The sequence below is a fragment of the Luteimonas sp. KH_071 genome (assembly GCF_057838005.1).
On the sequence record NZ_CM174458.1, the window covers coordinates 217,688 to 242,804 of the forward strand.

General features: G+C 69.5%; 23 protein-coding genes and 1 pseudogene. 10 read left to right on the plus strand and 14 right to left on the minus strand.

All coding sequences use genetic code 11. The annotated features are described in order from the left end of the window. Nucleotides 1–54: 54 nt before the first annotated feature. A complete protein-coding gene (locus AC3IRM_RS01020) occupies nucleotides 55–975 on the minus strand; it encodes a 5'-nucleotidase, lipoprotein e(P4) family (protein WP_489204488.1) in 921 nt (306 codons plus the stop codon). 121 nt (nucleotides 976–1,096) lie between these two features. On the opposite strand from AC3IRM_RS01020, the gene AC3IRM_RS01025 reads away from it, so the two are divergent. Beyond that, the gene (locus AC3IRM_RS01025; protein ID WP_489204489.1) at nucleotides 1,097–1,753 is read left to right on the plus strand and encodes a YceH family protein; all 657 of its coding nucleotides are present in this window, start codon (nucleotides 1,097–1,099) and stop codon (nucleotides 1,751–1,753) included. Nucleotides 1,754–1,834: 81 nt separating this feature from the next. Here AC3IRM_RS01025 and AC3IRM_RS01030 read toward each other — a convergent pair whose 3' ends face one another. Then, nucleotides 1,835–3,811, minus strand: coding sequence for a UvrD-helicase domain-containing protein (locus AC3IRM_RS01030; protein WP_489204490.1), 1,977 nt, complete (start codon nucleotides 3,809–3,811; stop codon nucleotides 1,835–1,837). 79 nt (nucleotides 3,812–3,890) lie between these two features. Here AC3IRM_RS01030 and AC3IRM_RS01035 point away from each other — a divergent pair, with 79 nt between their 5' ends. Then, entirely contained in the window at nucleotides 3,891–4,514 is a 624-nt protein-coding gene (locus AC3IRM_RS01035; RefSeq protein WP_489204491.1) for a thymidine kinase, read from the plus strand. Nucleotides 4,515–4,526: 12 nt separating this feature from the next. Here AC3IRM_RS01035 and AC3IRM_RS01040 read toward each other — a convergent pair whose 3' ends face one another. From AC3IRM_RS01040 to AC3IRM_RS01055, 4 genes are all read right to left on the minus strand, one after another. Beyond that, nucleotides 4,527–7,346: a serine/threonine-protein kinase gene (locus AC3IRM_RS01040; protein WP_489204492.1), complete on the minus strand. Its 2,820-nt coding sequence runs from the start codon at nucleotides 7,344–7,346 to the stop codon at nucleotides 4,527–4,529. 9 nt (nucleotides 7,347–7,355) lie between these two features. Beyond that, nucleotides 7,356–7,925 (minus strand): ECF-type sigma factor, encoded by a 570-nt coding sequence (locus AC3IRM_RS01045; RefSeq protein WP_489204493.1) that lies wholly within the window; start codon nucleotides 7,923–7,925, stop codon nucleotides 7,356–7,358. A 60-nt stretch (nucleotides 7,926–7,985) separates the two neighbouring features. Next, entirely contained in the window at nucleotides 7,986–8,798 is an 813-nt protein-coding gene (gene mutM / locus AC3IRM_RS01050; protein ID WP_489204494.1) for a bifunctional DNA-formamidopyrimidine glycosylase/DNA-(apurinic or apyrimidinic site) lyase, read from the minus strand. 88 nt (nucleotides 8,799–8,886) lie between these two features. Then, nucleotides 8,887–10,143 (minus strand): 6-phosphofructokinase, encoded by a 1,257-nt coding sequence (locus AC3IRM_RS01055; protein WP_310238305.1) that lies wholly within the window; start codon nucleotides 10,141–10,143, stop codon nucleotides 8,887–8,889. Nucleotides 10,144–10,265: 122 nt separating this feature from the next. Here AC3IRM_RS01055 and AC3IRM_RS01060 point away from each other — a divergent pair, with 122 nt between their 5' ends. The 3 genes from AC3IRM_RS01060 (at nucleotide 10,266) to AC3IRM_RS01070 (ending at nucleotide 12,982) form a co-directional block, all read left to right on the plus strand. Beyond that, a complete protein-coding gene (locus AC3IRM_RS01060) occupies nucleotides 10,266–10,844 on the plus strand; it encodes an adenylate kinase (protein ID WP_310155763.1) in 579 nt (192 codons plus the stop codon). Between the two features lie 187 nt (nucleotides 10,845–11,031). Then, nucleotides 11,032–12,354, plus strand: a complete 1,323-nt coding sequence (gene mpl / locus AC3IRM_RS01065; protein ID WP_489205965.1) for a UDP-N-acetylmuramate:L-alanyl-gamma-D-glutamyl-meso-diaminopimelate ligase — start codon at nucleotides 11,032–11,034, stop codon at nucleotides 12,352–12,354. 31 nt (nucleotides 12,355–12,385) lie between these two features. Beyond that, a complete protein-coding gene (locus AC3IRM_RS01070) occupies nucleotides 12,386–12,982 on the plus strand; it encodes an LON peptidase substrate-binding domain-containing protein (protein ID WP_489204495.1) in 597 nt (198 codons plus the stop codon). Here the strand turns inward: AC3IRM_RS01070 and AC3IRM_RS01075 are convergent. Further along, the gene (locus AC3IRM_RS01075) at nucleotides 12,947–14,968 is read right to left on the minus strand and encodes a bifunctional DedA family/phosphatase PAP2 family protein (protein WP_489204496.1); all 2,022 of its coding nucleotides are present in this window, start codon (nucleotides 14,966–14,968) and stop codon (nucleotides 12,947–12,949) included. The two genes, AC3IRM_RS01070 and AC3IRM_RS01075, sit on opposite strands and share 36 nt — an antisense overlap. Before the next feature lie 235 nt (nucleotides 14,969–15,203). Here AC3IRM_RS01075 and AC3IRM_RS01080 point away from each other — a divergent pair, with 235 nt between their 5' ends. Continuing rightward, nucleotides 15,204–15,803 carry a protein kinase family protein gene (locus AC3IRM_RS01080; protein ID WP_489205966.1) on the plus strand — a complete coding sequence of 200 codons (600 nt, stop codon included), beginning with the start codon at nucleotides 15,204–15,206 and terminating at the stop codon, nucleotides 15,801–15,803. A gap of 3 nt (nucleotides 15,804–15,806) precedes the next feature. On the opposite strand, the gene AC3IRM_RS01085 is transcribed toward AC3IRM_RS01080, so the two are convergent. Continuing rightward, nucleotides 15,807–16,535 carry a hypothetical protein gene (locus tag AC3IRM_RS01085; protein WP_489204497.1) on the minus strand — a complete coding sequence of 243 codons (729 nt, stop codon included), beginning with the start codon at nucleotides 16,533–16,535 and terminating at the stop codon, nucleotides 15,807–15,809. Nucleotides 16,536–16,643: 108 nt separating this feature from the next. Here AC3IRM_RS01085 and AC3IRM_RS01090 point away from each other — a divergent pair, with 108 nt between their 5' ends. After that, nucleotides 16,644–17,462, plus strand: coding sequence for an SDR family oxidoreductase (locus AC3IRM_RS01090; protein WP_489204498.1), 819 nt, complete (start codon nucleotides 16,644–16,646; stop codon nucleotides 17,460–17,462). 25 nt (nucleotides 17,463–17,487) lie between these two features. Here the strand turns inward: AC3IRM_RS01090 and AC3IRM_RS01095 are convergent, their stop codons facing one another. Then, the gene (locus AC3IRM_RS01095; RefSeq protein ID WP_489204499.1) at nucleotides 17,488–18,615 is read right to left on the minus strand and encodes a trans-sulfuration enzyme family protein; all 1,128 of its coding nucleotides are present in this window, start codon (nucleotides 18,613–18,615) and stop codon (nucleotides 17,488–17,490) included. 148 nt (nucleotides 18,616–18,763) lie between these two features. On the opposite strand from AC3IRM_RS01095, the gene AC3IRM_RS01100 reads away from it, so the two are divergent. Both AC3IRM_RS01100 and AC3IRM_RS01105 read left to right on the plus strand, forming a co-directional pair. Next, a complete protein-coding gene (locus AC3IRM_RS01100) occupies nucleotides 18,764–20,011 on the plus strand; it encodes an acetylornithine transaminase (RefSeq protein ID WP_489204500.1) in 1,248 nt (415 codons plus the stop codon). Further along, nucleotides 19,992–20,459 carry an HIT family protein gene (locus AC3IRM_RS01105; protein WP_489204501.1) on the plus strand — a complete coding sequence of 156 codons (468 nt, stop codon included), beginning with the start codon at nucleotides 19,992–19,994 and terminating at the stop codon, nucleotides 20,457–20,459. The genes AC3IRM_RS01100 and AC3IRM_RS01105 overlap by 20 nt, the downstream gene beginning before the upstream one ends. Here AC3IRM_RS01105 and AC3IRM_RS01110 read toward each other — a convergent pair. From AC3IRM_RS01110 to thiE, 4 genes are read right to left on the minus strand one after another with little or no spacing between them, the layout of a single operon-like run. Further along, nucleotides 20,444–21,145 (minus strand): HAD-IA family hydrolase, encoded by a 702-nt coding sequence (locus tag AC3IRM_RS01110; protein ID WP_489204502.1) that lies wholly within the window; start codon nucleotides 21,143–21,145, stop codon nucleotides 20,444–20,446. The genes AC3IRM_RS01105 and AC3IRM_RS01110 overlap by 16 nt on opposite strands. Next, nucleotides 21,061–21,957, minus strand: coding sequence for an ion transporter (locus tag AC3IRM_RS01115; RefSeq protein WP_489204503.1), 897 nt, complete (start codon nucleotides 21,955–21,957; stop codon nucleotides 21,061–21,063). The genes AC3IRM_RS01110 and AC3IRM_RS01115 overlap by 85 nt, the downstream gene beginning before the upstream one ends. Further along, nucleotides 21,954–23,249, minus strand: a complete 1,296-nt coding sequence (hemL, locus tag AC3IRM_RS01120) for a glutamate-1-semialdehyde 2,1-aminomutase (protein ID WP_489204504.1) — start codon at nucleotides 23,247–23,249, stop codon at nucleotides 21,954–21,956. The genes AC3IRM_RS01115 and hemL overlap by 4 nt, the downstream gene beginning before the upstream one ends. 23 nt (nucleotides 23,250–23,272) lie before the next feature. Beyond that, nucleotides 23,273–23,899, minus strand: a complete 627-nt coding sequence (gene thiE, locus AC3IRM_RS01125; protein ID WP_489204505.1) for a thiamine phosphate synthase — start codon at nucleotides 23,897–23,899, stop codon at nucleotides 23,273–23,275. 53 nt (nucleotides 23,900–23,952) lie between these two features. Here thiE and AC3IRM_RS01130 point away from each other — a divergent pair. Further along, nucleotides 23,953–24,167 (plus strand): annotated as a pseudogene (locus tag AC3IRM_RS01130) (rubredoxin). Between the two features lie 64 nt (nucleotides 24,168–24,231). Here AC3IRM_RS01130 and AC3IRM_RS01135 read toward each other — a convergent pair. After that, nucleotides 24,232–25,077, minus strand: a complete 846-nt coding sequence (locus tag AC3IRM_RS01135; RefSeq protein ID WP_489205967.1) for a SirB1 family protein — start codon at nucleotides 25,075–25,077, stop codon at nucleotides 24,232–24,234. Between the last annotated feature and the right edge of the window lie 40 nt (nucleotides 25,078–25,117).

Sequence of the window (25,117 nt, forward strand, 5' to 3'; positions counted from 1 at the left end):
GTCCGGATACCTGATGCAACACTTGAGATAGTGCGACGCAAGTGTCTGATTCGACTAGTTCGCCAGTTCCAGCGCGTTGCGCTTCGATGCGCGACGGGCGCCCGCGGGCTGGTCCCAGGCGTTGTTGAACTGGGCCGGTTCCCAGCCGCCGTAGCTGGGATTGGCCAGCATCCACCAGCGTTCGCCGAACCAGTCGCCATAGGTGTCGAGCAGCTCGCCGCGGGCCTCGGTGGTGTTGGCGACGATGTCGACGAAGTCACCCAGCTGGTCGCCGAACTGCATCAGCACGCGATAGTCACGGCCGGCGAGGCGGCGGCGGCAGGTCTTTTCGGTGCCGTGCTGCTCGCAGTTCTCGACGGAGGTGCCGAGGCCGAGGAACACGCTCTCGTCCTTGACCGGCAGGCCCTCGGCGCGCAGGTTCGCCAGCGTTGCCTCCTGCAGATGCTGGGCGCGGTTGGACAGGTACAGGATGGTCACGCCCTTGGCCTCGGCCGCCTTCGCGAACTCGAGCACGCCCGGCACCGGCTTGGCCTTCTTCTCGGCGACCCATTGCGCCCAGGTGACCTCGTCGTACTCCAGACCGTTCTTGATCAGGCGCGCCTGGTAGGGCGAGTTGTCGAGCACGGTCTCGTCGATGTCCATGATCACCGCCGGCGGCAGCGCGGTCGCATCGCCGATCAGCTCGCGCTCTTCGGGCACCAGGGCATCCCAGTTCTTCTCGGCCAGCGCGTCGTCGAGGTGATCGGCCGCGGCGCGGAAGATCGACAGGCTGTTGGCGCGGTATTCCTCCGAGCGCTGGATCCACAGCACCGCGTTGAGGTTGTCGCTGGGATCGGTCGCAGCCGGCGTCTGCGGCGCGGAGGTGGTGGGCGCGGCTGGGTCAGCGGCGTCCGCAGGTGCGGCGACCGGCGTCGTCGGCTTGCAGGCGGCCAGCAGCAATGCGCCGGCGAGCAGGGTGAGGGCGGGTGCGGTCATGCGCATGGGCGGGTCCGTCGTCATCGTGTGAACACCCGAGTTTAACGGCCGCAGTCCTTGCGAACATGACAGGCCGGCATGCGGGGCGCATCCTGTCGCCCCCTTCGAGGCTGGAACTTCAATGGATGCACAGGCGCAGGACCAGGATCGCTGGCCCCGACTCACCCCGATCGAGGCGCGCGTGCTCGGCTGTCTGGTGGAGAAGCAGGCAACCACGCCCGACATCTATCCGCTGACCGTCAACGCCGCGCAGTCGGCGGCGAACCAGAAGACCGCGCGCGAGCCGGTGATGTCGGCCTCGTTCGGCGATGTGCAGCACGCGCTGCGGCAGCTGGAAGGCCACCGGTTCGCGCGGCAGTCGTTCTCCTCGCGCGCCGAGCGCCATGAACACGTGCTGGGCACCGCACTGGATGTCCCGCAGCCGCAGGTCGTACTGCTGGCGCTGCTGATGCTGCGCGGCGCGCAGACCCTCGCCGAGCTGGTGACGCGCAGCGAGCGCATGCATCCCTTCGCCGATGCCGACGACGCGCGCCATCATCTCGAGCGTCTGGCCGGCAAAGGCCTGGCCGTGCGCATTCCGCCGTCGGCCGGGCGCCGCGAGGACCGCTATGCGCATCTGCTGTGCGGTCCGGTCGATGTGGCTGCCATCGCCGCAGCCGGTCCCGCGCGCGAATCCGCAGGCGATGCGGGTCTGGCGGCCCGTGTCGAAGCGCTCGAAGCCGAGGTCGCCGCGTTGCGCGACGCCTTGGACGCGCTGACGGCACGCTTGCCGGTCTGACGGCCGGATTCCTGTAGGAGCGGCCTGGGCCGCGAAGGGCTTTCCCGGTGGAGCCGTCGCGGCCGAGGCCGCGCCTACAGCTCAGCTGTCGAGCAGCGCACGGATCGCCGCGAATCCGTGATCGGCACGCTCGCGCTTGCGGGCCGCATCGGCCACCGGATCGGCACCGTCGCGCTGGACCTCGGCGGCGGGCAGTTCCTCGAAGAACCGGCTCGGCGTGAGCCGCAGCTTCTGGCCCCAGCGCTGGGTTTCGCGCGGATGGCTCAGCCACAGCTGCTCCTTCGCACGGGTGATGCCCACGTAGAGCAGGCGCCGCTCCTCGTCGATGCGGCCTTCGTCGATGCTCGATTCGTGCGGCAGGGTCTTGTCGTCCATGCCGATGATGAAGACGTAGCGGAACTCCAGCCCTTTCGCCGCGTGCATGCTCATCAGCCGCACCTGGTTGCCGGGGTCGCCCTTGTCGGCATGGCTCAGCAGCGCGAGCTGCGAGGCCAGTTCGCCGGGGCCTGCGCCGCGTGCGCCTTCGAACCAGTCGGCCAGTTCGTTGAGGTTGCCGGAGCGGATCCGGAACAGGTCGTCGCTCTTGCACTGCGCCTTGAGCATCGCGATCAGCCCGGAGCGCTCGTTGAGTTCGCGCACCAGTTCGCCGGCCGGGAGTCGGCGCGCGTCCTCGCGCAGCCCGCGCAGGATGTCGCCGAACTCGCTGAGCGCATTCGCCGCCCGCGGTGGCAACTGCTTGAGCAGGCCCATCGATTCGATCGCACGCGACATCGGCATGTCGGCCGCGCGCGCCAGTTCCGACAGTCGCGCCAGCGAGGTCTGGCCGACGCCGCGCGCCGGCGACTGCACCGCGCGCAGGAAGGCCGAATCGTCGTCGGGATTGGCCAGCATGCGCAGCCAGGACATCGCGTCCTTGACCTCGCCGCGGTCCAGGAACGCCGTGCCGCCGCTCAGGTGGTACGGCACGCGCAGCAGCTGCAGCGCTTTCTCCAGTGGGCGCGACAGATGGTTGCTGCGGAACAGGATGCAGAACTCGCTCCATTCCACCTGGCGCGAGGACTGCAGGAACTGGATCTCGCCGGCCACTTTCTCCGCTTCGTGCGCGCTGTCGCGACACTCCCAGATGCGGATGCGCTCGCCATCGGCCTGCGCGCTCCACAGTGTCTTGGGGTGCTCGTGGGGATTGTTGGCGATCAACGCGTTCGCCGCGCGCAGCACGCGGTTGCTGCAGCGGTAGTTCTGTTCGAGCTTGACGATGCGCAGGGTCGGATAGTCCTCGCCCAGCGCGGTCAGGTTCTCCGGATTGGCGCCGCGCCAGGCGTAGATGCTCTGGTCGTCGTCGCCCACGCAGGTGAAGTTGCCCTTCGGCCCGGCGATCGCCTTGAGCAGGCGGTACTGCGCATCGTTGGTGTCCTGGCACTCGTCGACCAGCAGATAGCCGATCCGCTCGCGCCACGCGTCGCGCGCGTCGTCGTCGGACTCGAGCAGTTGCACCGGCAGACGGATCAGGTCGTCGAAATCCACCGCGTTGAACGCGGTCAACCGTTCCTGGTAGCGCGCATACAGCGCGGCCGCCTCGAACTCGCGCGCGCTGATCGCCACGTTGTGCGCCTGCTCCGGCGACAGACCCGCATTCTTCGCCTTCGACACCAGCCCCTGCAGCAGCTGGATCATGTCCGGCTTGACGCCCGGCAGCAGATCCTTGATCTGCGACGCGCTGTCGTCGGCGTCGAAAATCGAGAACCCGCGCCGCAGCCCGAGCTTGGCGTGATCGATCTGCAGCATCTTCAGACCGAGCGCATGGAAGGTGCAGATCGTGAGTCCGTCCGCCGCATCGCCACGGATGCGCTTGGCGATACGCTCGCGCATCTCCTTGGCGGACTTGTTGGTGAACGTGATGGCCGCGATGCGCTTGGCCGGATAGCGGCCCGACTGGATCAGATGCGCGATCTTCTCGACGATCACGCGCGTCTTGCCGCTGCCCGCACCGGCGAGCACCAGCAACGGACCCTCGACATGGCCGAGCGCCTGGGCTTGTTGGGGGTTGAGACCGTGCATCGGAACCACGCGAGTCAGCGACGCGCATTGTAGCGGTCGGGCCTCCGCCGGGCCTGAAGCGCGCCGGTAGAATGCCGGCATGGCCAAGCTGTACTTCTACTACTCGGCGATGAACGCCGGAAAGACCACGACGTTGCTGCAGAGCGCGCACAACTACCGCGAGCGCGGCATGCGGGTCGCCTTGCTGACGCCGCGGCTCGATCACCGCGCGGGCGTGGGCCGGGTGGCGTCGCGGATCGGGCTGTCGTCGGACGCGATCGCGTTCGACCGCAGCGACGATCTGCTCGGCTGTATCCGCGCGCTGGTCGATGGCGATGGCAGCCTGCACTGCGTGCTGGTCGACGAAGCGCAGTTCCTGTCGCGGGCGCAGGTCTGGCAGCTGTCGGAAGTCGTCGACGCGCTGCGGATTCCGGTGCTGTGCTACGGCCTGCGCACGGATTTCCGCGGCGAACTGTTCGAAGGCAGCCGGCATCTGCTCGCCTGGGCCGACGAACTGACGGAGATCAAGACCATCTGCCACACCGGCAAGAAGGCCACGATGACCGTGCGCGTCGACGAGCAGGGCTACGCGGTGCAGGACGGGCCGCAGGTCGAGATCGGCGGCAACGAGCGCTATGTTTCGGTGAGCCGCGCGGAGTTCAAGCGCATCGTGCGCGGCGAGGGCCGGATCGAGCCGGAGCAACCGCAATTGCCGCTGGTCTGAGGGAGGTGCGTGTCAGCGGCGTGCGATCAATGCGCCGCAGCGGCGGCGGGCATCGTCGATCTCCCGGCTGATCGCACCGCCTTCGGGTTGCGCGGCATGGACCTGGCTGATGAGCACCGCGAGATCGTGGCGTGCATTCATGGCCCCCGGCGCGGCGCAACGCAGCGCGGCGGCGTGGGCGCGGGCGACCCAGGCGATCTTGCGCAGTTCGCTGTCGTCGGCCGGCGTGCGCGCGAGCCGGTCGAGGCCGGCGATCGCGTCGGCATCGCCCGACGCGGCCGCGATGCGGTCGCGCGACAGTGCCGCGCGCAGCGCGTTGGGATGTTGCGGACCGTAGGCTGCCGCGGTGATGGCCGCCGCCTCTTCGAGGTGGTGCGTGCCCGCACCGGCTTCGAGCGCCGCTTCCACCTCGCCGAGCATGCGCAGGGTGTCGCCGACCAGACCGTGCCGGGCGCCGAAGCGCGCCTGCCGAAGCGCGAGGGATTCGATCAGCAGGGGTTTCGCCTCGGCATCACGCCCGTCGGCGTGCAGCACCATCGCGTGGTTGAACAGGCCGTCGGCGAGCATCGCGTTGGGGCTGGTCTGGCGCCAGATGTCGACCGTGCGCGCGAGCGATTCCAGCGCGCCACCGGTGTCGCCGCGTTCCCAGGCCACGATGCCGAGACTGTTGTGGATACGGGCGACGTCGGCGTGGCGCGCACCCAGCCGGGCCACCGTCCAGACCAGCGCATCGCGGAACTCGGCGTCGGCTTCTGCAAAGCGGCCCTGGTCGACATGCAGGGCTGCCAGCTGGCGACGCGCATCCAGCGTCGCCGGGTGACGCGCGCCGTGGAGTTCGAGCGCGAGGGCGAGCGCTTCGCGGCAGCTGTCTTCGGCGGGGCGTGTGCGGCCGTTCGCGCGCAGCAGCGCGCAACGGGTGCGCAGCAGTTCGATTGCGAGCGGGTGACGCGGATCGAGGCGCTGGCGCAGGCGTGCGAGCGCCGCATCGGTACCGGCCAGCGCCTCGTTGATCTCGCCGGCGGCGCTGTGCAGCGAGGCGAGATCGGCGAGGCTTTCGATGGTGCCGGCTTCGTCCGGTACCGGGCTGTCGCGGCGCAGGGCCAGGGCGCGGCGGAACAGCAGGCGCGCGCTGTCGGGTTCACCGATGTCGCGCCGGCTGCGTCCCAGCTGCGTGTAGAACTCGGCAGCCTGCCGCGGCAGCACCTGCTCGCGCTGCAGGGCCAGCGATTGCAGCGGCTGCATCCACGCGATCGCGTCACGCGGCCGACCCAGCAGGCGCAGGGTGCGCCCGTGGTCGCTGGCCGACTGCAGGCGCAGGCTCGGTGGCGCGTCGGCCATGCCGCCCACCAGGGTCGACTGGCGTTCGAGCAGCGCCAGTGCCCGGTCGTAATCACCGAGTCCGAGGCGCAGCCGCGCGATCACGCCGTAGAGCTCCGCGCGTGCGACGGGCTGGTGGGCCAGCTCCGCGTCGCCGCGCTGCACGCCGACCTCGAGCAGCTGGCGGATGTCGAGGGGTGCGCCGCCAGCCGATGCGCCCGCCTGCTCGAACAGGCCGACGACGAAATCCTGCATCGCCTGGGCGCGTGCGGACTCCTCGATCGCCTGGTTCGCCTGCCACGTCACCGCGACCATCGAGGCGACGAGCGTCAGCGCCACCAGTGACGCGCTCGAGATCGCCCAGCGATGCCGGCGCAGATACTTGCCCACGCGATACGAAAGCCGCTGCGGCCGCGCGAGGATCGGTCGGCCTTCGCTCCAGCGCCGCAGGTCGAGCGCGAAGGCCTCGACCGATGCGTAGCGATCGGCGGGCGCTTTGTCGAGCGCGCGCAGCACGATGGTGTCGAGATCGCCGGCGATCGTGCGCGCCATGCGCTTGCGCTGCACCGGTTCCACGCCATCGTCCACGCCGCGCAGCAGCGTCTGCGAGGGCTTCGGCGGATCGGCATCGAGAATCGCCTGTTCCCACTGTGCATCGCTGGCGCGTGCGGGCTGATACGGCTTGCGCCCCGACAGCAGTTCGTAGAGCACCACGCCGAGCGAATAGACGTCGGTCATCGTGGTGACCGGCTCGCCGCGGATCTGCTCAGGCGCGGCGTAGTGCAGGGTGAACGCGCGCATGCCGGTGCGCGTGTGTTCCGGCGCCTGGCCGGCGCTATCGAGCAGTTTGGCGATGCCGAAATCCAGCAGCCGCACATCGTCGAGCGCGGTGACGAGAATGTTCGAGGGCTTGAGGTCGCGATGCACGATCAGGTTGGTGTGCGCATGGCTGACCGCATCGCAGACCTGCAGGAACAGGCGGATGCGGTCCGCGACACCCGGCTGGTGACGCCTGCACCAGTCGGTGACCGGCTCGCCGTCGATGTAATCCAGTGCGAGATAGGGCTGCTGGTCGGCACTGATGCCGGCATCGAGCAGGCGCGCGATGTGTGGATGTTCCAGCCGCGCCAGGATCTGCCGCTCGCGGGTGAAGCGCAGGCGCAGGTCGGGATCGGCCAGCCCGGGGCGCAGCAGTTTCAGCGCGACGCGGCGCTCGTACAGGCCATCGGCGCGGCGCGCGAGCCACACCTGCCCCATGCCGCCTTCGCCGAGCAGGCGTTCGAGTTCGTAGGGGCCGACGTGACGGCCGGGCAGCATGCCCGCCAGCGCGGCGACGATCGGTTCGGCCAGGAAGTCCTCGCGATCGGCTTCCAGCGCGAGCAGGGCCTCGAGCTCGGCGGCGAAGTCGGGATCTTCGTCGCGGTACGCAGCCAACGCCGCCGCGCGCGCATCGGCATCGCATTCGAGCAACGCATCGAGGGCCGGGGACAGCCGCTGCCAGCGCGCGCCGTCCATACCCGCGCCTCAGTCTTCCCGCAACGACGCCAGCAGATACATGCGCGCCTTCTGCCAGTCGCGCCGGATGCTGCGCTCCGATCGCTCGAGCAGCACGGCGATCTCCAGTTCCGAGAGACCGGCGAAATAGCGCAGCTCCACCACCTGGGCGAGGCGCTTGTCGACCGCGGCCAATCGGGTCAGCGCGATGTCGAGCGCCAGCGTGTCTTCGTCCAGCCGCAGGCCGCTTTCGATGTTCTCCGGCAGCTCGGTGACCCGGTGCAGGTCGCCGCCGCGCTTCTGCGCCAGCCGCTGTCGCGCATAGTCGACGACGACGCTGCGCATCGCCGAGGCGGCATAGGCGAAGAAGTGCGCGCGGTCGTCGAAGCGCGCTTCGTGGCGGCCGATCAGTTTGAGGTAGGCCTCGTGCACCAGCGCGGTGGCATCGAGCGTGTGCCCATGCTGGCCGGCGAGCTGGCGCCGGGCCATCTGGTGGAGTTCCTGGTAGAGCGTGGCGAGCACGCGATCGAGCGCGTCGCGATCGCCGCCGCGCGCGGCATCCAGCCACTGGGTGATTTCGGCAGTCTGACTCTCGCTCATGACCCGCCCTCGTCCCGCGCCGCGACTATAGCGCTTATCCGGCGCCGTCGCGGCCGGTCCTCAGCGCTGGCAGCGGGGGCACCAGACGGTGGCGCGCTGGCCCACCAGTGCCTGCCGGAGCGGCGTGCCGCAGGCCGGGCACGGCAGGCCGCCACGTCCGTAGGCGGAGAGCTCCTGCTCGAAATAGCCGGGCGCGCCGTCGGGACTGATGAAATCGCGCAGGGTGGTACCGCCGCGGTTGATCGCGTAGGTCAGAATCCGCTTCACCTCGGCCGCGAGGCGCGCATAGCGTTCGCGTGAAATGCGCCCGGCGTCGCGCACTGGCGAGATGCCGGCGGCGAACAGCGCCTCGGCCGCGTAGATGTTGCCCACGCCGACGACGATGCGCTGGTCCATCAGGAAGGTCTTCACCGGCGCCCGGCGGCCGCGACTGGCGAAGAACAGATGGTCGCCATCGAAGACATCGTCGAGCGGTTCCGGGCCGAGATCGCGCAGCAGGGCATGGGTCTCGCCGGCCGGTTGCCACAGCAGGCAGCCGAACCGGCGCGGATCGTTGAAACGCAGGACCTGGCCGGAATCGAGCGTCATGTCGACATGGTCGTGCGCACGCACCGGCACGTCCGGGTCGAGCACGCGCAGACTGCCGGACATGCCCAGATGCAGCAGTGCGCTGCCCGCACCGGTGTCGAGCAGCAGGTACTTCGCGCGTCGACGGATCGCCTCGACACGCTGACCGGGCAACACGCTCGACACTTCGCCGGCGATCGGCCAGCGCAGGTCCGGGCGACGCAGCACGACGCTGCGAATCGTGCGGCCGAGCACATGCGGCGCCAGGCCGGCGCGGGTGGTTTCGACTTCGGGCAGTTCGGGCATCGGGACCGGCGGCGTGCGGGGACTGGTCTGTATCGGGCGCGCGCGGCCGGTTTCAATGTGCCGGGCTGAACGCCGCGCCGAACAGGCGTCAGCCGGTCCAGTCCGGCAGGCGCCTGGGCACGGCAGGCGCATCCACCGTCACGTACTTCGGCAGCCCGTCGCGGCCATACGGCGGCGGCGCCTCGCCGCGGATCAGCGGCTCGAGGTAGCGCCGCGCCGCCGCGGTGATGCCGAAGCCGTCGCGGCGGATGAAGCCGGCCGGCATGATCTTCTCGTGGTTGGCCACCTTCTCCAGCGGCGCCGCCTCGATGGTCCAGCGGTAGGGCGACTCCGACGTGCGCTTGATCGACGGCATCGTCGCGTTGCGGCCGGCGAGCGCGAACTGCACCGCGGCGCGACCGACCGCCATCGCCTGGTCGACATCGGTCTTCGACGCGACATGGCGGGCCGAGCGCTGCAGGTAATCGGGCAGCGTCCAGTGCACCTTGTAGCCCAGCGTGTCCTTGACCCGGCCGGCCAGATGCGAGGCCACGCCACCGAGCTGGGTATGGCCGAACGCGTCCTGGCCGCCGCCTGCATCGGCGACGAAGCGGCCGTCCTTGTCGCGGATGCCTTCGCTTGCGACGACCACGCACCAGCCCACGCGCTCGACGACGCGTTGCACCTGGGCGAGGAACGCGGCCTCGTCGTAGTCGCGTTCGGGGAACAGGATGATCTGCGGTGCGTCATCGGGACCCTGCCCGGCCAAGCCCGCCGCCGCGGCCAGCCAGCCGGCATGCCGGCCCATGGCCTCGTAGACGAACACCTTGGTCGAGGTATCGGCCATCGCGGCGACGTCGAGCGCAGCTTCGCGCACCGAGACCGCGGTGTACTTCGCCGCCGAACCGAAGCCCGGGCAGCAGTCGGTCACCGCGAGATCGTTGTCGATGGTTTTGGGCACGCCGATGCAGGTCAGCGGATAATCGAACTGCGCGGCGAGTTGCGAGACCTTGAGCGCGGTGTCGGCCGAATCATTGCCACCGTTGTAGAGGAACCAGCGCACGTCGTGCGCGCGCAGCACCTCGATCAGGCGTTCGTACTTGGCACGATCCGCTTCGATCGACTTGAGCTTGTAACGGCACGAGCCGAACGCGCCACCCGGCGTATGCGCGAGCGCGCGCACCGTGGCCAGCGGAATCTTCGAGGCATCGACCAGATCCTCGCGCAGCGCGCCGAGGATGCCGTTGCGCGCCGCGAGCACTTTGACGCGCCGGCTGCGCGCCTCCTGCAGCACTGCCGACGCGGTGGCGTTGATGACGGCGGTGACACCGCCTGACTGGGCGTAGAGCAGGGTTCCGGACGTCATTGCACGTGTCCTTTCGATGGGCCGTGGCGGGATACGGTAAGCTGGCGCGGCCGTCCGCCGCCGTGTCATTCGAGTGTACGTCGGAGCGGTGGCGCGGTCCCCCACAGTTGCAGGAGCGTTCGATGCGTTTGGTTCTTCTCGGTGCACCCGGTTCGGGCAAGGGCACGCAGGCGGCGCGGTTGAAGGACCATCTGCGGGTGCCGCACATCTCGACCGGTGATCTGCTGCGCGCCGAAGTGGCGGCTGGCACGCCGCTCGGCCTCGAGGCCAAGGCGATCATGGCGCGCGGCGATCTGGTGTCCGACGAGATCCTGCTCGGCATGCTGGAAGACCGCTTCTCACGCGACGACACGGCTTCGGGTTTCATCCTCGACGGCTACCCGCGCAATCTCGCCCAGGCCGCCGCGCTCGACGCGCTGCTGGTGAAGCTGGGTACGCCGTTCGACGCCGCCGTGCAGCTGGAAGTCGACAACGAGCAGATCATCGCCCGCCTCGCCGGCCGCGCCCAGGCCGAGGGCCGCGCCGACGACAGCCCCGAATCCGTGCGTCACCGCCTCAATGTCTACGACCAGCAGACCGCGCCGGTGATCGCGTTCTATCGCGATCATGACCAGCTGACCGTCGTCGACGGCGTCGGCTCGCTCGACGACGTGTTCGACCGCATCGTCAAGGCGATCGGTCGGGAGCAGGCGGCCGCCTGAGCGTCGCGCAGCGGCGGCAGGGTCCGGGCGGGTCCTGCGAGCATGCCGACCGCGTCCCTCACCCCATTCCTCTCCCGGAGGTAGAGGGGGAGAAGGTGCCGGGCATGCATGACTTCGTCGCTTGTCTTCTGATCGTCCAGGAATCGGCTTCGTGAAACTTCATATCTTGGGTATCGCCGGCACCTTCATGGGCGGCGTCGCCGCGCTCGCGCGCGAACTCGGCCACGCGGTCGAAGGCAGCGACCAGGCGGTCTATCCGCCGATGTCGACCCAGCTCGAAACGCTGGGTATCGCCCTGCACCAGGGCTACGACCCGGCGCACATCGGTGACGACGTCGACCAGGTCGTCGTCGGCAACGCGCTCTCGCGCGGCAATCCCGCGGTGGAAGCGGTGCTCGATGCCGGACGCGCCTACACCTCCGGCGCCGAGTGGCTGCGCGACAACGTATTGCCCGGTCGCGAAGTGCTCGCCGTCGCCGGCACCCATGGCAAGACCACGACCACGACCATCCTGTCCTATCTGCTCCACGCCGCCGGCCGCGCGCCGGGCTTCCTGATCGGGGGCGTCGCCGAGGATTTCGGCGTGTCGGCGCGTATCGGCAGTGGACGCGAGTTCGTCGTGGAAGCGGACGAATACGACACCGCCTTCTTCGACAAGCGCAGCAAGTTCGTCCACTACCGGCCGACGGTCGCGATCCTCAACAACCTCGAGTTCGACCACGCCGACATCTTCCCCGACGTCGCCGCGATCCAGCGCCAGTTCCACCATCTGGTGCGCACGGTGCCGGCGCGCGGGCGGTTGATCGTCAATGGTCACGACGCGCGTCTGGACGAAGTGCTGGCGATGGGCTGCTGGACGCCGGTCGAGCGGTTCGGTTTCGACCCGGCGTTCGACTGGTGCGCGGTCAAGCGCAATGACGATGGCAGCGTGTTCGAGGTCCTGCGCGGCGGCGCGTCGATCGGCACGGTCGAATGGCCGCTGCTCGGCGACCACAACGTGCTCAACGCACTCGCCGCGCTCGCCGCCTGCGCGGCGGTCGGCGTCGACATCAAGTCGCTGCTGCCTGCGCTCGCGGCATTCCGCAGCGTCAAACGGCGGATGGAAGTGCTGGGCACCGCCGGCGACATCACCGTCTACGACGACTTCGCCCATCACCCGACTGCGATCGCGACCACGCTCGCCGGTCTGCGGGCGAAGGTCGGCGATGCGCGCATCGTCGTGGCGATGGAGCCGCGCAGCAATTCGATGCGTCTGGGCGCGCATGCGGAGGCGTTGGCGCCGTCGCTCGATCTCGCCGATACGGTGGTGTTCCTGCATCGTCCGGAACTGGCGTGGGATGCCGGCGCGGTGGTAAGCGCCGTACGCGGTGAAGCGCGCGCGGTCGCCGATGTCGACGCGCTGCTGGCCGAACTTGGCGCGTGCGTGCAGCCCGGCGACCATGTGGTCTTCATGTCCAACGGCGGTTTCGACGGCGCGCCGCGTCGCTTCGCGCAGTGTCTGCGCGACTGAGCTTTCGCATCGGCCTGCGTACACTGGGCGCATGCACGACGACACCTCATTGCCGCTGTTTCCGCTGCGCACCGTGCTGGTGCCCGGCGCCGCGCTGGGCCTGCGCGTGTTCGAGCCGCGCTATCTCGATCTCGTCCGCGAATGCGGTCGCCGCGGCAGTGGTTTCGGCATCTGCCTGATCCTCGACGGCGATGAGTCCGGTGCGCCGGCGACGCCCGCCGGGGTCGGCACCGAAGCGCGGATCGAGGATTTCGACACCGGCCCCGATGGCCTGCTGACGCTGCGCGTGCGCGGCGCGCGCCGCTTCCACGTGCGCCGTACGCGGGTGCGCGACAGTGGCCTGATCATCGCCGATGTCGACTGGTGCGCCGCCGATCCGGTGATCGATCTGCAACCCGAACACGCGCTGCTGGGCGTGGTGCTGCGCAAGATCCTCGAACACATCGACGGCGCGGACCAGGCGTTCCCGGAGCCGCACTTCGACGATGCGGCCTGGGTGGGCTGGCGGCTCGCCGAACTGTTGCCGCTCGAGCAGCCGCATCGCCAGCAGCTGCTGCAGCTGGACGATCCGGACGAGCGGCTGGAAACCCTGCTACGGCTGGTCGACGTCGTCGACGACGAGGACTGAATCGCCTGTCGTGCGCACCCGCAGCGTCGGCACGCCGGACTGCGGATGCACCTCCTCGCGCGACGGGAATGCTTCGAGCACATCACGCAGGCCGCGGTGCACGCCGTGCATGTCGGGCTGCGGTTGCCACAGCCCGAACGCACTGAAGGGCCGCGTATAGAGCATCGACTGGCTGGTGCCGAGCCACAGCTCGGTGCCGTCCTCGAGCACCGCGGGCGCCCGCCATAGACGCAGCACTTCCACCCGGTCCGCGTCGCTGTCGCGGCGCATCAGCAGGGTTTCCGCCAGCGTATCCAGCGTCGCCGGCAGCACCGGCTGCTCGACCTGCGGCACGCTGTCGTCGAGCAGATTGAGTACGTGCATCCAGTCAGCCTGGGGCTGCACGCGCCAACCCTCGGCTTCGAGCTGCGTCTGCAGCGGTGCCAGCGGGCCGGCGATCTGCAGGTCCAACGGCCAGCGATGGGCGGGATCGCGCTCGCGCAGTTGGCCCGGCAGCCGGGTCCAGTCGGATGCCCACCAGCCCTGCGCCGACAGCGTGACCGTCGAGGGCTTGGGCGCGAATTTCGCGAGCAGCGGATCCACCGCGCGCGGCGCGTGCCACAGCGCGGCCACGGCGAAGGTGATGTAGAAGATCAGCGCGACCGGCCGCATCCAGAACGAACGTTCGACGTGGCGGCGGTAGGCGATGCCCAGGACCAGCAGCCAGACGATGCCGAGCAGCATCCCGCCGACGATGTCGCTGAGCCAGTGCGCGCCGAGATACAGCCGCGCGAAGCCGAGCACCGCCACGACCACGGCCGACACCAGGTACGGCCATACGCGCGTGCGCCCCGGCAGTTCGCGGGCGATCAGGACGGCGAAGAAGCCGAACACGATCGTGCACAGGGTGATCTCGACCGCCGGGAAGCCGAAGCCCCCGTGCACGGTGGGCGGTTTGGGCATGTCGATCACCGCGCCCAGCAATGCAGTCAGCGCCATGCCGAAGGCCAGCGCGGCCAGCCAGTGCGCAGCGCCCAGCCAGCGCCGCCGCCAGATCAGCCATGCCAGCGTCAGGGCGACCGCAGGGCCGAGCACGTGCACGTCGCCGATCGACGCCAGTCCGGCCATCAGCCGGTCGGCCAGCGGATTGCGCAGTTCGTACATGAACTGGAAGACGGTCTGGTCGATCAGCAGCGGCTCGCCGCGCATGATCACCGTCGCCAGCAGGGCGAAGCAGGCCCAGCCGATCGCCAGCAGGCAGACCGCGAGGATCGCCAGCGAGGCCGATTCCGGCCGCTTGGGATCGACCAGCGCGATGGCGTAGCGGCCGAACCAGGGATGCGCGCGCGACCACGCCAGCAGGCGCGCGAGCAACGAATTGGCGTGCGCGTCGAACCAGCGGTAGCTGTAGATGACGATCGCCCACGCCAGCGCCAGCACCGCGAGCAGCGCGCCGAGCACCAGCGCCAGGCGATCGGCGACCGCGGCCACCGCATCGTAGGACGCGCCGAACAGCCAGCCCGGCGCGAGAAACAGAGCGGCCCATGAAATGCACGCCGCAATGCTGATCGGCAGGTACTGGCGCAGCGGCATGTGCGCGATGCCGGCGATGGCCGGTACGAACGGCCGGATCGGACCGACGTAGCGCGCGATCAGGATGCTCTTGATCGCATTGCGCCGGAACACCAGTTCGCTGCGGTCGAGCAGCTGCGGATACTTGCTGAAAGGCCAGACGCTACGCAGGCCATACCCCCACCGGCGCCCGACCCAGTAACTCACGCCATCGCCGGCCATCGCACCGAGCGCGGCGCAGGCCACGGCGTAGGGGCCGGAAATTTCGCCCAGACCGATCAACACGCCGATCGCGAACAGGATCGGCAGGGCCGGAACGATCGCGCCGAGAACGATCACCGAATCGCAGAAGGCGATCAGGAAGATCACGAAGCCGGCCGCGACCGGGTGGTTGCCCACCCACGTCACCAGGCTGTTGAAGAAGTCAGTGAGCATCGATCGATTATGACAGTCGTCGATGACCGTCCCCGGACCGGACGTGGCGATGATGCGCGGAGGTGCTGCGCCGCATGACGGGCACGACGCGCGTCGGCGCACGCCGGTGCAATCGACTTCCGCTGCAACCGGTATCGCTCCGTACAATGGCGCGATGTCCGCATCCGATGCCAATGCCTCCGGGCCCACCGAAGCGAAAGCGCTGAAGTCCGACAGTTTCGGCCGCATCTCGCTGATGCGCGGCGCCGATGGCGGCCTGTTCGTGCGCCGCGACCTGCGCCACGTGCCGCTGTGGCTGCGCCTGCCGGCGTGGTGGCTGGCGCGGCGGGAAGCGCGCGGGCTGGCCGCGGTGGCCGGCATGCAGGATGTGCCGCAGCTGATCCAGTGGAACGGGCGTCAGCTCGATCGCAGTTACATGCCCGGCGATGCGATGTACCAGCGCCCGCCGCATGGGGATCTCATCTATTTCCGCCGCGCGCGCCGCTTGTTGCAGGGCCTGCATCGCCGTGGCCTCGCCCATAACGATCTGGCGAAGGAAGCCAACTGGCTGGTGCTCGACGACGGACGGCCGGCGATCATCGATTTCCAGCTCGCGGTGCGCGGCGAGCCGCGTTCGCGCTGGATGCGCCTGCTGGCGCGCGAGGACCTGCGCCATCTGCTCAAGCACAAGCGCATGTATTGCCGCGCGTCGTTGACGCCGGTCGAGAAGCGTGTGCTCAAGCGCACGTCATGGTTGCGCGATGTCTGGTTCCGGACCGGCAAGCCGGTCTACCGCGTGGTGACGCGGAAAATCCTGAAATGGGAAGACAACGAGGGGCAGGGGCCGAAACCCTGAGCCTCAGTCGGCCTCGCGCAGCGCGATCACGCTGCGGCCTTCGTAGCGGCGGTCCGCGCTGAAGTCGTAGCCCAGTTCCAGCGTGCCGACGTCGGCGCAGGCATGGCAGGTGCGCATCGGCACGTCGAAGCGCAGACGCACGCCGCCCCCGGGCAATGGTTCGCTGCCGACCGCCTGCGCCGGCGCGAACGGCACCGCATCGGGATGCGCATCCAGAAACGGCTTGAGTTCGCCGCGCAGTCGCACCGCGCCGGCGGGCAGTACGTTTTCGTCGACGTCCACCGCGCGTCCGTCCGTATCGACCAGCCACAGGCCCTGGTTGGTGTTGGCCCGGAACGGGTAGGTGATCTCGGCGTGGCCCACGCCCTCACTCTCGCGCCAGGCGCTGACGTGGCCGGGATTGCCGAGCGCGATCAGCCGCGAGCTTGCGGCCAGTGCATCGGGCGAAGCGCCGCCTTGGCGCATCGTCGACAGCAGGCAATCGTCCACGGCCGGGGTGCCCGTCCGGCAGGCCGCAAGATCGCCCTGCCACACCGACTGCGCATTGATCACCACGTCGCCGTCGGCCGCGGCCCCGAGATCGTCGGAGACCGCTTGCGTCGGCGCATCGACGGGCGCAGGCGCCTGCGTGTCCGCGGCGGGCATCGGCGCGACAGGCGCAGCGGCCGTCGGCGCGGCATCGCACGCAGCCAGGGTCAGGGCGAACAGCGCGAGGGCGGCAACGTGGCGCATCGGTGGATCCTGCGGCGGGAAGGGCGTCAGTATCGCGCCGTTGGCTGAACGTGTTGGAGACCCCGCGCGCATAATGGCGACGACTCCATCGCAGCACAGGCCCGCCCCATGTCGACCCTCGCCGGCAAGACCCTTTTCATTACCGGCGCCTCGCGCGGCATCGGCCTGGCGATCGCCGAACGCGCTGCGCGCGATGGCGCGAACGTGGCGATCGCCGCGAAGTCGGAAGCCGCCAATCCCAGGCTGCCCGGCACGATCCACAGCGCCGCGCGCAGCGTCGAAGCGGCCGGCGGACGCGCGCTGGCGCTCAAGTGCGACATCCGCGAAGAAGACCAGGTGCGCGCCGCTGTGGCGGCGACGGTCGATGCGTTCGGCGGCATCGACATCCTGGTCAACAACGCCAGCGCGATCTGGTTGCGCGGCACGCTCGATACGCCGATGAAGCGCTTCGACCTGATGCAGCAGGTCAACTCGCGCGGCAGCTTCCTGTGCGCGCAGATCTGTCTGCCGCATCTGTTGCAGGCGTCGAACCCGCATATCCTCACCCTGTGCCCGCCGCCGTCGCTCGATCCCAAATGGTGGGCACCGCACACCGGGTACACGCTGGCGAAGATGGGCATGAGCTTCGTCACTCTGGGGCTCGCGGCCGAGTTCGGACCGCAGGGCATCGCCGTCAACGCGCTGTGGCCGCGCACCCTGATCGGCACCGACGCGCTCAACATGATTCCCGGCGTCGAGCGCGGCAACGGCCGCAACCCGACGATCATGGGCGACGCCGCGCACGCGGTGCTGGTGCGCGAGGCCGCGGGTTTCCACGGCCGGTTCCTGATCGACGACGAAGTCCTGGCCGAGGCCGGGATCACCGACCTCGACCGCTATGCGATCGATCCGGCGCAGCCGCTGCTGCCGGATCTGTTCCTCGACTGAGCGCCCGGCGTCCTGCCGGATCGCATCAGGCGTCGTCGAGCGCCTGCGCCAGGTCGTCGAGCAGGTCCTGCGCATGCTCCAGGCCCACCGACAGCCGCAGCAGCCCGCGCGGCGTGGTCGAGGTCGGGCCTTCGATCGATGCCCGGTGCTCGACCAGCGATTCGGTGGAGCCCAGCGAGGTCGCATTGGTGAACAACCGCAGTCGACCGGCCACCGCCAGCGCCGCCGCTTCGCCGCCCTCGACCTCGAACGACAGCATGCCGCCGAAGTCGCGCATCTGGGCGGCGGCCACGGCGTGCTGCGGATGGTCCGGCAGGCCCGGGTAATGCACGCGCGCGACGCGCGGATGCGCGTGCAACGCCGAGGCGAGCTGCTTCGCATTCGCGCAGTGCCAGGTCATGCGCGCCGGCAGGGTGCGCACGCCGCGCAGGATCATCCAGGCCGCGAACGGCGAGGCGGTGGCGCCGGCCAGCAGGCGCAGGCCGTGACAGTCGGCCGCATGCGCGTCGTCCTCGCGGAACGCCAGCACGCCGCCCATCACGTCGCCATGGCCGCCGAGGTATTTGGTCGCCGAGTGCAGGACGATGTCCGCGCCCAGCGCCAGCGGCTGCTGCAGCACCGGCGGGGCGAAGGTGCCGTCGACCAGCAGCTGCGCACCGGCGGCATGGGCGATGCCGGCGAGCGCGGCGATGTCGCAGACCTTGAGCAGCGGGTTGGACGGCGTCTCGGCCCACAGCAGGCGGGTTTCCGGACGCAGCGCGGCGCGCACCGCATCCGCATCGCTGAAATCGGCCAGGCTCCAGGTCAGCCCCCAGCGCGGGAACTGCTGCGCGGCCAGCGCCCGGAACGAGAAATAGCTGTCGTCGCACAGCACGACATGGCTGCCCGCCGGCAAGGCCTGCAGCGCAGTCGCGCCGGCGGCCATGCCGGTCGGAAACAGCAACGCGCGCGCGGCGCCGTCGAGCGCGGCCAGCGCCACCTCGGTCTCGTGTTGGGTGGGATTGTCGTAGCGCTGGTACAGCCAGCCCTGCGGCAGCTGGCCGTCGGGTGTGTGCTCGAAGGTCGTGGCCAGCTGCAGCGGCACCGACAGCGCGCCGCTGGTGGGGTCGGGCCGGCTGCCGGCGCGGGCGGCGAGGGTCTCGATGCGGGGCATGCAGCGCTCCGGGCGTGAGGCGGGGGGAGCGCCGATTCTAGGGGCGCGGGATCGGCGTGCGGGTGTTGCCGTTGGCGGTGCAGCACGGGCGGCCCGATAATGGCCGCGCCGGCGACCGCCTGCGATTCCGATGGAACCCCCTGCGCCTATGACCGCTTCTTCGCCGCCGCCCGGCACCGCCGCCGATCTCATCGCCCTCGCCCAGCGCCACGTGCTGCCGGTCTATCGCCCGCGCGAACTGGTGCTCGAGCGCGGTGACGGCGCGCGCGTCTGGGACAGCGAGGGTCGCGAGTACGTCGATCTGTCGGCGGGCATCGCCGTCTGCGGGCTCGGCCACAACGATCCCGATCTCGTGGCCGCGCTGGTCGAGCAGGCCGGCAAGCTGTGGCACACCAGCAACGTGTTCTTCAGCGAACCGCCGCTGCGCCTGGCCGCCGAACTGGTCGAAGCCAGCGGTTTCGCCACGCGCACGTTCCTGTGCAACTCGGGTGCGGAAGCCAACGAGGCCGCGATCAAGCTGGTGCGCAAATGGGCGACCGCGCAGGGCCGCAGCCCGGATCGCCGCGTCATCGTGACCGCGCGCGGCAGCTTCCACGGCCGCACGCTGGCCGCGGTCACCGCGACCGCGCAGCCGAAGTACCAGGCCGGTTACGAGCCGCTGCCCGGCGGTTTCCGCTACGTCGATTTCAACGACATCGCCCAGCTCGAGGCCGCGATGGCCGGTGGCGATGTCGCCGCCGTCATGCTCGAACCCGTGCAGGGCGAGGGCGGCGTCATGCCGGCCGCCGACGGCTATCTGGCCGCGGTGCGCGGGCTGTGCGACCGCCACGGGGCGCTGCTGGTGCTCGACGAGATCCAGTGCGGCATGGGTCGCACCGGTACGCTGTTCGCGCATCCCCAGGACGGCGTCGTCCCCGACATCGTCACCCTGGCCAAGGCGCTCGGCGGTGGCTTCCCGATCGGCGCGTTGCTGGCTGGCCCGAAGGTGGCCGAGGCGATGCAGTTCGGCGACCACGGCACCACCTTCGGTGGCAATCCGCTGGCCGCAGCCGTCGCGCGCGTTGCATTGCGCAAGCTGGCGTCGCCGGAGATCGCCGCGAACGTGACGCGCCAGTCGCGCGCACTGCGCGAAGGACTGGCCGCGCTCGATGCCGAATTCGGTCTGTTCTCGGAAGTCCGCGGCCGCGGCCTGATGCTCGGCGCGGTGCTGCGCCCCGAACACGCCGGCAAGGCTGCGACGATCCTCGACCACGCCGCGCGACACGGCCTGCTGATGCTGCAGGCCGGCCCCGACGTGCTGCGCTTCGTGCCGGCGCTGAACATCACCGATGCCGACATCGCCGACGGCCTGGCGCGCCTGCGCGCGGCGATCGCCGATGCCGTCGCCGCCGGCTGAGTCCATCGCGGACGGCTGCGCGTTCTGCGCGATTCTGGCCGGCACGCTGCCGGCGAGCCTCGTCCATGAGGATGACCAGGTGGTCGCTTTCATGGACCTGCGCCAGGCGGTGCCCGGGCACGTGCTCGTGGTGCCGCGCCGGCACGTCGAGACCCTGTTCGACCTCGATGAAGACACCGCCGCGCAGCTGATGCGCGTGGCGGTCCGAATCGCACGCGCGGCCGATGCGGTCTTCGCACCCGACGGCCTCAACCTGTGGCAATCCAACCGCGAGGCCGGCGGGCAGGAAGTGCCGCATGTGCATCTGCATGTGCAGCCGCGGATGGCGGGTGATGGACTGCTTCGGATCTATCCCGATGGGCTGCCGATGCCGGAGACCCGCGCCGTACTCGACGGGCTCGCGACGACGCTGCGCGCTGGGCTCGATGCCGGTCAGGTCAGTCCATAGCGCCGCAGCACTTTGCCCATCGACCTCGCATCGACCACCGTGTCCGCATGCAGGCCCGCGGCGCGCGCACCCTGCACATTGACGAACAGGTCGTCGACGAACAGCGTCTCCTGCGCAAGCACGTCGAAATGCGTGAGGGCGTGCTCGAAGATCGCACGGTCCGGCTTGCGCACGCCGACCACACCGCTGCACAGCACGCGGCCGTCGAGCAGCGGAAACAGCGGCGCGACGATGCGCGGGATCGCGTCGTGCATCAACGGGCCGTTGTTGGTCAGCACGCCGATCCGCACCCGCGTGGCGACCGCGGCGACGAGTGCCAGCACCGCAGGATCGGCCGTCGTCGCGGCGACGCGTGCGTCGATCCAGGTGGCCGCGTCGATCGTGCAGCGCAGGCCCTCGCCCAGGCGTTGCAGGCAGGTCGCGGTATCGATCGCGCCGCTGTCGTAGGCGCGCTCCAGGCCGGAATCGAACAGCACCTCGGCCACACGTGCCGGCGTGGCGCCGGCGACGCGCGCCAGGTGGGCGAGGCGCGTGGCGTGCGAATAGCGCGCGAGCACGCCATCGAAGTCGAACAGCACCAGCCGCAACGCTGGTGGCGTCCTCACAGCGTCGGTTCTTCCGGCGGCAAGCCGGTCCCGCAGCGGCGGCAATGCCAGGCTTCCTGCTCGTGGTCCTGCAGACCGCATTCGCGGCAGCGCACGTGGCGTCGCTTCGGGCGCAGCGTGCTGGCGAGTTCCGCGGTGTAGATGCCGGTCGGCACGGCGATGATGCTGTAGCCGATCAGGATCAGGATCGAGGTCACGAAGCGCCCGAATGGCGTGCCCGGCGAGATGTCGCCGAAGCCGACGGTGCCCATCGTCACCACCGCCCAGTACATGCCGGTCGGGATACTGGTGAAGCCGTGCTCGGGGCCTTCGACCACATACATCAGCGCGCCGAAGATCACCACGATGGTGATCAGCGCGCACACGAACACCGAGATCTTGCGCCGGCTGCGTGCCATGGCGGTGATCAGTACGCTGGCTTCGCTGGAGTACTGCACCAGCTTGAGCACACGGAACACGCGCAGCAGGCGCAGCACGCGGATCACCAGCAGGTACTGGCTGCCGGCGAACAGCAGCGACAGATAGCTGGGCAGGATCGCCAGCAGGTCGATGACGCCGAAGAAGCTCGTCGCATAGCGCAGCGGGCGGCGCACGGCCCACAGGCGCAGTCCGTATTCGATGGTGAACACGATGGTGAACGCCCACTCCGCGGCGAGCAGCACGGAATGCCAGCGGTCCTTCACCGCCGGTTCGCTGTCGAGCAGCACCACGATCACACTGACCAGAATGGTGACGATCAGCGCGATGTCGAAATTGCGCTCGGCCGGTGTCTCGTGGTGGAACAGCAACCGGTATATCCGGTTGCGCAGTCCATCGGGGCTTGCAGGCAGCAGGTCGCGCTCGAACGGATTGGCGCGTTCGTCGCGTTCCGTCTCGGGCGCGGGCGCGCTCATGCGGCCGCCAGTTCGGCGAAGGCCCCGCGTGCGGCCTCGAGCGTCGCCTCGATCACGGCGGCGTCGTGGGCCGACGACATGAAGCCGGCCTCGAATGCGGATGGTGCGAGATACACGCCGCGTTCGAGCATCGCGTGGAAGAACCGGTTGAACGCGGCCGTATCGCAGGCGACGGCCTGTGCGTACGTGTCCACATACGCCTGGTCGGTGAAGAACAGGCCGAACATGCCGCCGACGCGCGTTGTGGTGAATGGCACACCGGCCTCGCGCGCGGCGGCTTCGAGACCGTCGCACAGCGCGTTCGAAGCGGCTTCCAGCGCATCGTGGAAACCCGGCTCGGACACGAGGTCCAGCATCGCCAGGCCCGCCGCCATCGCCACCGGATTGCCGCTCAGCGTACCGGCCTGGTAGATCGGCCCCGCAGGCGCGATCTGTTCCATCAGGTCGCGACGTCCGCCGTAGGCACCGACCGGCATGCCGCCGCCGATGATCTTGCCGAAGGTGCTGAGATCCGGCGTCACCCCATAGCGTGCTTGCGCGCCGCCGAGCGCGACGCGGAAGCCGGTCATCACCTCGTCGAAGATCAGCAGCGCGCCGTGCTGCGTGCACAGCTCGCGCAGGTGCTGGAGATAGCCGTCGCGCGGCGGCAGGCAATTGGCGTTGCCGACCACCGGCTCGATGATCAGACCGGCGATGTCCGCGCCCACTTCGTTGAACAGCGCGGTCGCCGCGTCGAAATCGTTATAGGGCAGGGTCAGCGTCAGATCGGCCAGCGCCTTCGGCACACCCGGCGAGGTCGGCACGCCCAGAGTCAGCGCGCCGCTGCCGGCCTTGACCAGGAAGGAATCGCCGTGGCCGTGGTAGCAGCCTTCGAACTTGACGATGCAGGTGCGCCCGGTCGCGCCGCGCGCGAGGCGGATCGCCGACAGCGTGGCCTCGGTGCCGGAGTTCACCATGCGCACCATCTCCATCGACGGCACCAGCGCGGTCAGGCGTTCGGCCATTGTCACTTCGGCCTCGCAAGGCGTGCCGAACGACAGGCCGTCACCGATCGCGCGCTTGACCGCCTGGCGCACGCTCGCGTGGTTGTGGCCCGCGATCATCGGCCCCCAGGACCCCACGTAATCGATGTAGCGGTTGCCGTCGACGTCGAACAGGTAGGGGCCGTCCGCGCGCTGCACGAAGAAGGGTTCGCCGCCCACCGACTTGAACGCGCGCACCGGCGAATTGACGCCGCCAGGCAACAAGGTGCGGGCGCGTTCGAACAGGGCATGCGAGCGGGACGTATCCATGGAGACTCCGGAAGGAAGAAGGTTCACAGGCCGAAGGCGGCCCGGTAGGCGTGCGCGGCGGCGGCCGGATGGCGTGCGGCGAAGACACCGCTGATGACCGCGACGAGATCGGCGCCCGCGGTCGCGAGTTGGCGCGCATTCTCCGGTGTGATGCCGCCGATCGCCACCCGCGGCACGCCGAGCGTCTGCGCATCGCGCAGCAAGGATTTGCGCGCGACCCGTGCATCGGGCTTGGTCGGCGACGGAAAGAACGCCCCGAAGGCGACATAGCTCGCACCGGCATCGACTGCGCGCTGGGCCAAGGTGAGGTCGTCATAGCAGGAGGCGCCGAGGATCGCGTCGGCGCCCAGCGCCGCGCGCGCATCGATGAGCGCGCCATCGTCCTCGCCCAGATGTGCACCGTCTGCACCGAGATCCGCCGCGAGCCGCCAGTCGTCGTTGACGATCAACGGCACGCCGGTCGCGCGGCACAGTGGCAGCAGGGCCTGGATCTGCGCGCGGCGCAGGGCGGCATCGGCGCGCTTGTTGCGGTACTGCAGCCAGGTGGCATGCGGCAGCACCGGGGCGACCTGGGCCAGCAGTTGCGCGGTCTCGGCGACGTCGGGCGTGAGCAGATACAGGCCGCGTGGCACGGACGGGGAGGCGTTCATCGACGTGGGTTCCGGTGGGGGGAGCGCGATGGGACAATGCGGCTCCGTTTCCAATGCCGCATGTGGTCATTATCCGATGAACGATCCGACGACGCAGGGCGCCTACCAGACATGGATGTGCGTGGTTTGCGGTTTCATCTACGACGAGGCCGTCGGCATTCCGGACGAGGGTATCGCCCCGGGCACGCGCTGGGCCGACGTGCCCGAGACCTGGACCTGTCCCGACTGCGGCGTCACCAAGGACGATTTCGAGATGATGGTGCTCTGAACTGGACCACTGAGCGCGTCGTCGATCCCGGCGCTTGCCGCGCCGGGGCCCGCTGACACGACATCTAATGCGCGCGGTCGCGCGCGCGTCCGATCTGGACCAGTTGCTCCCGCACCGAATCCACATCGGCCGCGTCCGGATACCGCACCACGTAATGCCCCAGATCCTCTCTCGCGCCGGTCACGTGGCCCAGCGCCAGATACCCCAGTCCGCGGTCGCGCAATGCATCGGGCGCATCCGGCGACAGAGACAGCAGCCGATCGGCGCAGCGCACGGCGCGCGCCCAGTCTTCCGCTTCGGCGTAGGTGCCATGCAGATTGCGCAGCATGCGCATCAGCATCATCCGGGGCGTTGCCGGGCGCAGCAGGCCGGCCAGCGTGTCGTCGTCCGGCGGCCCACCGTCGACGTGCGGCGAGGCGCGGGACCGCAGTTCCTCGATACCCATCGGACGACCGCCGTTGAACGGGTCCATCACCAGCATCCCGTCGCCAACCGGCAGGCTGACCAGAAAGTGGCCCGGGAAGGAAATGCCTTCCAGGGCTACGCCGAGCCGGCGCGCGACGTCCATCTGCACCACCGCGAGCGTGATCGGATTGCCGAGCCGGCGCTCGATCACCTCGTTGAGATAACTGTTGCGCGGATCGTAGTAGGCATCGTGGTTGCCGGCATAACCGGCTTCCTCGAACAGATACCGGTTGATCGCCTGCATCTTCAGCGGCGTCGGACCGATCGCATCGACTTCGATCTGCAGGTGGCGCGCATGCGCGTGCAGTACCGCGTCGCACCGCGCGACATCGAGTGCTGGGTATTCGTCGCGCGCAATCAGCAAGGCACAGGCAAACAGCGGTATCGCCGTCTCAGGGGTGCCCGATAACGACGCCCACTCGGGCAGCTGCAATTCCGCATTCATGATGTCGACGTCCACATGGCGATCCGGCCGCTCGAAACGC

Bases quoted from the DNA above. Each gene is read 5' to 3' on its own strand.
- AC3IRM_RS01075 (WP_489204496.1), bottom strand. From the start codon at position 14,968: ATGCTCACTGACTTCTTCAACAGCCTGGTGACGTGGGTGGGCAACCAC.
- AC3IRM_RS01100 (WP_489204500.1), top strand. From the start codon at position 18,764: ATGACCGCTTCTTCGCCGCCGCCCGGCACCGCCGCCGATCTCATCGCC.
- AC3IRM_RS01080 (WP_489205966.1), top strand. From the start codon at position 15,204: ATGCGCGGCGCCGATGGCGGCCTGTTCGTGCGCCGCGACCTGCGCCAC.
- AC3IRM_RS01115 (WP_489204503.1), bottom strand. From the start codon at position 21,957: ATGAGCGCGCCCGCGCCCGAGACGGAACGCGACGAACGCGCCAATCCG.
- AC3IRM_RS01135 (WP_489205967.1), bottom strand. From the start codon at position 25,077: ATGAATGCGGAATTGCAGCTGCCCGAGTGGGCGTCGTTATCGGGCACC.
- AC3IRM_RS01040 (WP_489204492.1), bottom strand. From the start codon at position 7,346: ATGGACGGCGCGCGCTGGCAGCGGCTGTCCCCGGCCCTCGATGCGTTG.
- AC3IRM_RS01045 (WP_489204493.1), bottom strand. From the start codon at position 7,925: ATGAGCGAGAGTCAGACTGCCGAAATCACCCAGTGGCTGGATGCCGCG.
- thiE (WP_489204505.1), bottom strand. From the start codon at position 23,899: ATGAACGCCTCCCCGTCCGTGCCACGCGGCCTGTATCTGCTCACGCCC.
- AC3IRM_RS01035 (WP_489204491.1), top strand. From the start codon at position 3,891: ATGGCCAAGCTGTACTTCTACTACTCGGCGATGAACGCCGGAAAGACC.
- AC3IRM_RS01095 (WP_489204499.1), bottom strand. From the start codon at position 18,615: ATGCCCCGCATCGAGACCCTCGCCGCCCGCGCCGGCAGCCGGCCCGAC.
- hemL (WP_489204504.1), bottom strand. From the start codon at position 23,249: ATGGATACGTCCCGCTCGCATGCCCTGTTCGAACGCGCCCGCACCTTG.
- AC3IRM_RS01030 (WP_489204490.1), bottom strand. From the start codon at position 3,811: ATGCACGGTCTCAACCCCCAACAAGCCCAGGCGCTCGGCCATGTCGAG.
- AC3IRM_RS01105 (WP_489204501.1), top strand. From the start codon at position 19,992: ATGCCGTCGCCGCCGGCTGAGTCCATCGCGGACGGCTGCGCGTTCTGC.
- AC3IRM_RS01070 (WP_489204495.1), top strand. From the start codon at position 12,386: ATGCACGACGACACCTCATTGCCGCTGTTTCCGCTGCGCACCGTGCTG.
- mpl (WP_489205965.1), top strand. From the start codon at position 11,032: ATGGGCGGCGTCGCCGCGCTCGCGCGCGAACTCGGCCACGCGGTCGAA.
- mutM (WP_489204494.1), bottom strand. From the start codon at position 8,798: ATGCCCGAACTGCCCGAAGTCGAAACCACCCGCGCCGGCCTGGCGCCG.
- AC3IRM_RS01085 (WP_489204497.1), bottom strand. From the start codon at position 16,535: ATGCGCCACGTTGCCGCCCTCGCGCTGTTCGCCCTGACCCTGGCTGCG.
- AC3IRM_RS01055 (WP_310238305.1), bottom strand. From the start codon at position 10,143: ATGACGTCCGGAACCCTGCTCTACGCCCAGTCAGGCGGTGTCACCGCC.
- AC3IRM_RS01060 (WP_310155763.1), top strand. From the start codon at position 10,266: ATGCGTTTGGTTCTTCTCGGTGCACCCGGTTCGGGCAAGGGCACGCAG.
- AC3IRM_RS01110 (WP_489204502.1), bottom strand. From the start codon at position 21,145: ATGCGGTCTGCAGGACCACGAGCAGGAAGCCTGGCATTGCCGCCGCTG.
- AC3IRM_RS01090 (WP_489204498.1), top strand. From the start codon at position 16,644: ATGTCGACCCTCGCCGGCAAGACCCTTTTCATTACCGGCGCCTCGCGC.
- AC3IRM_RS01025 (WP_489204489.1), top strand. From the start codon at position 1,097: ATGGATGCACAGGCGCAGGACCAGGATCGCTGGCCCCGACTCACCCCG.
- AC3IRM_RS01020 (WP_489204488.1), bottom strand. From the start codon at position 975: ATGACCGCACCCGCCCTCACCCTGCTCGCCGGCGCATTGCTGCTGGCC.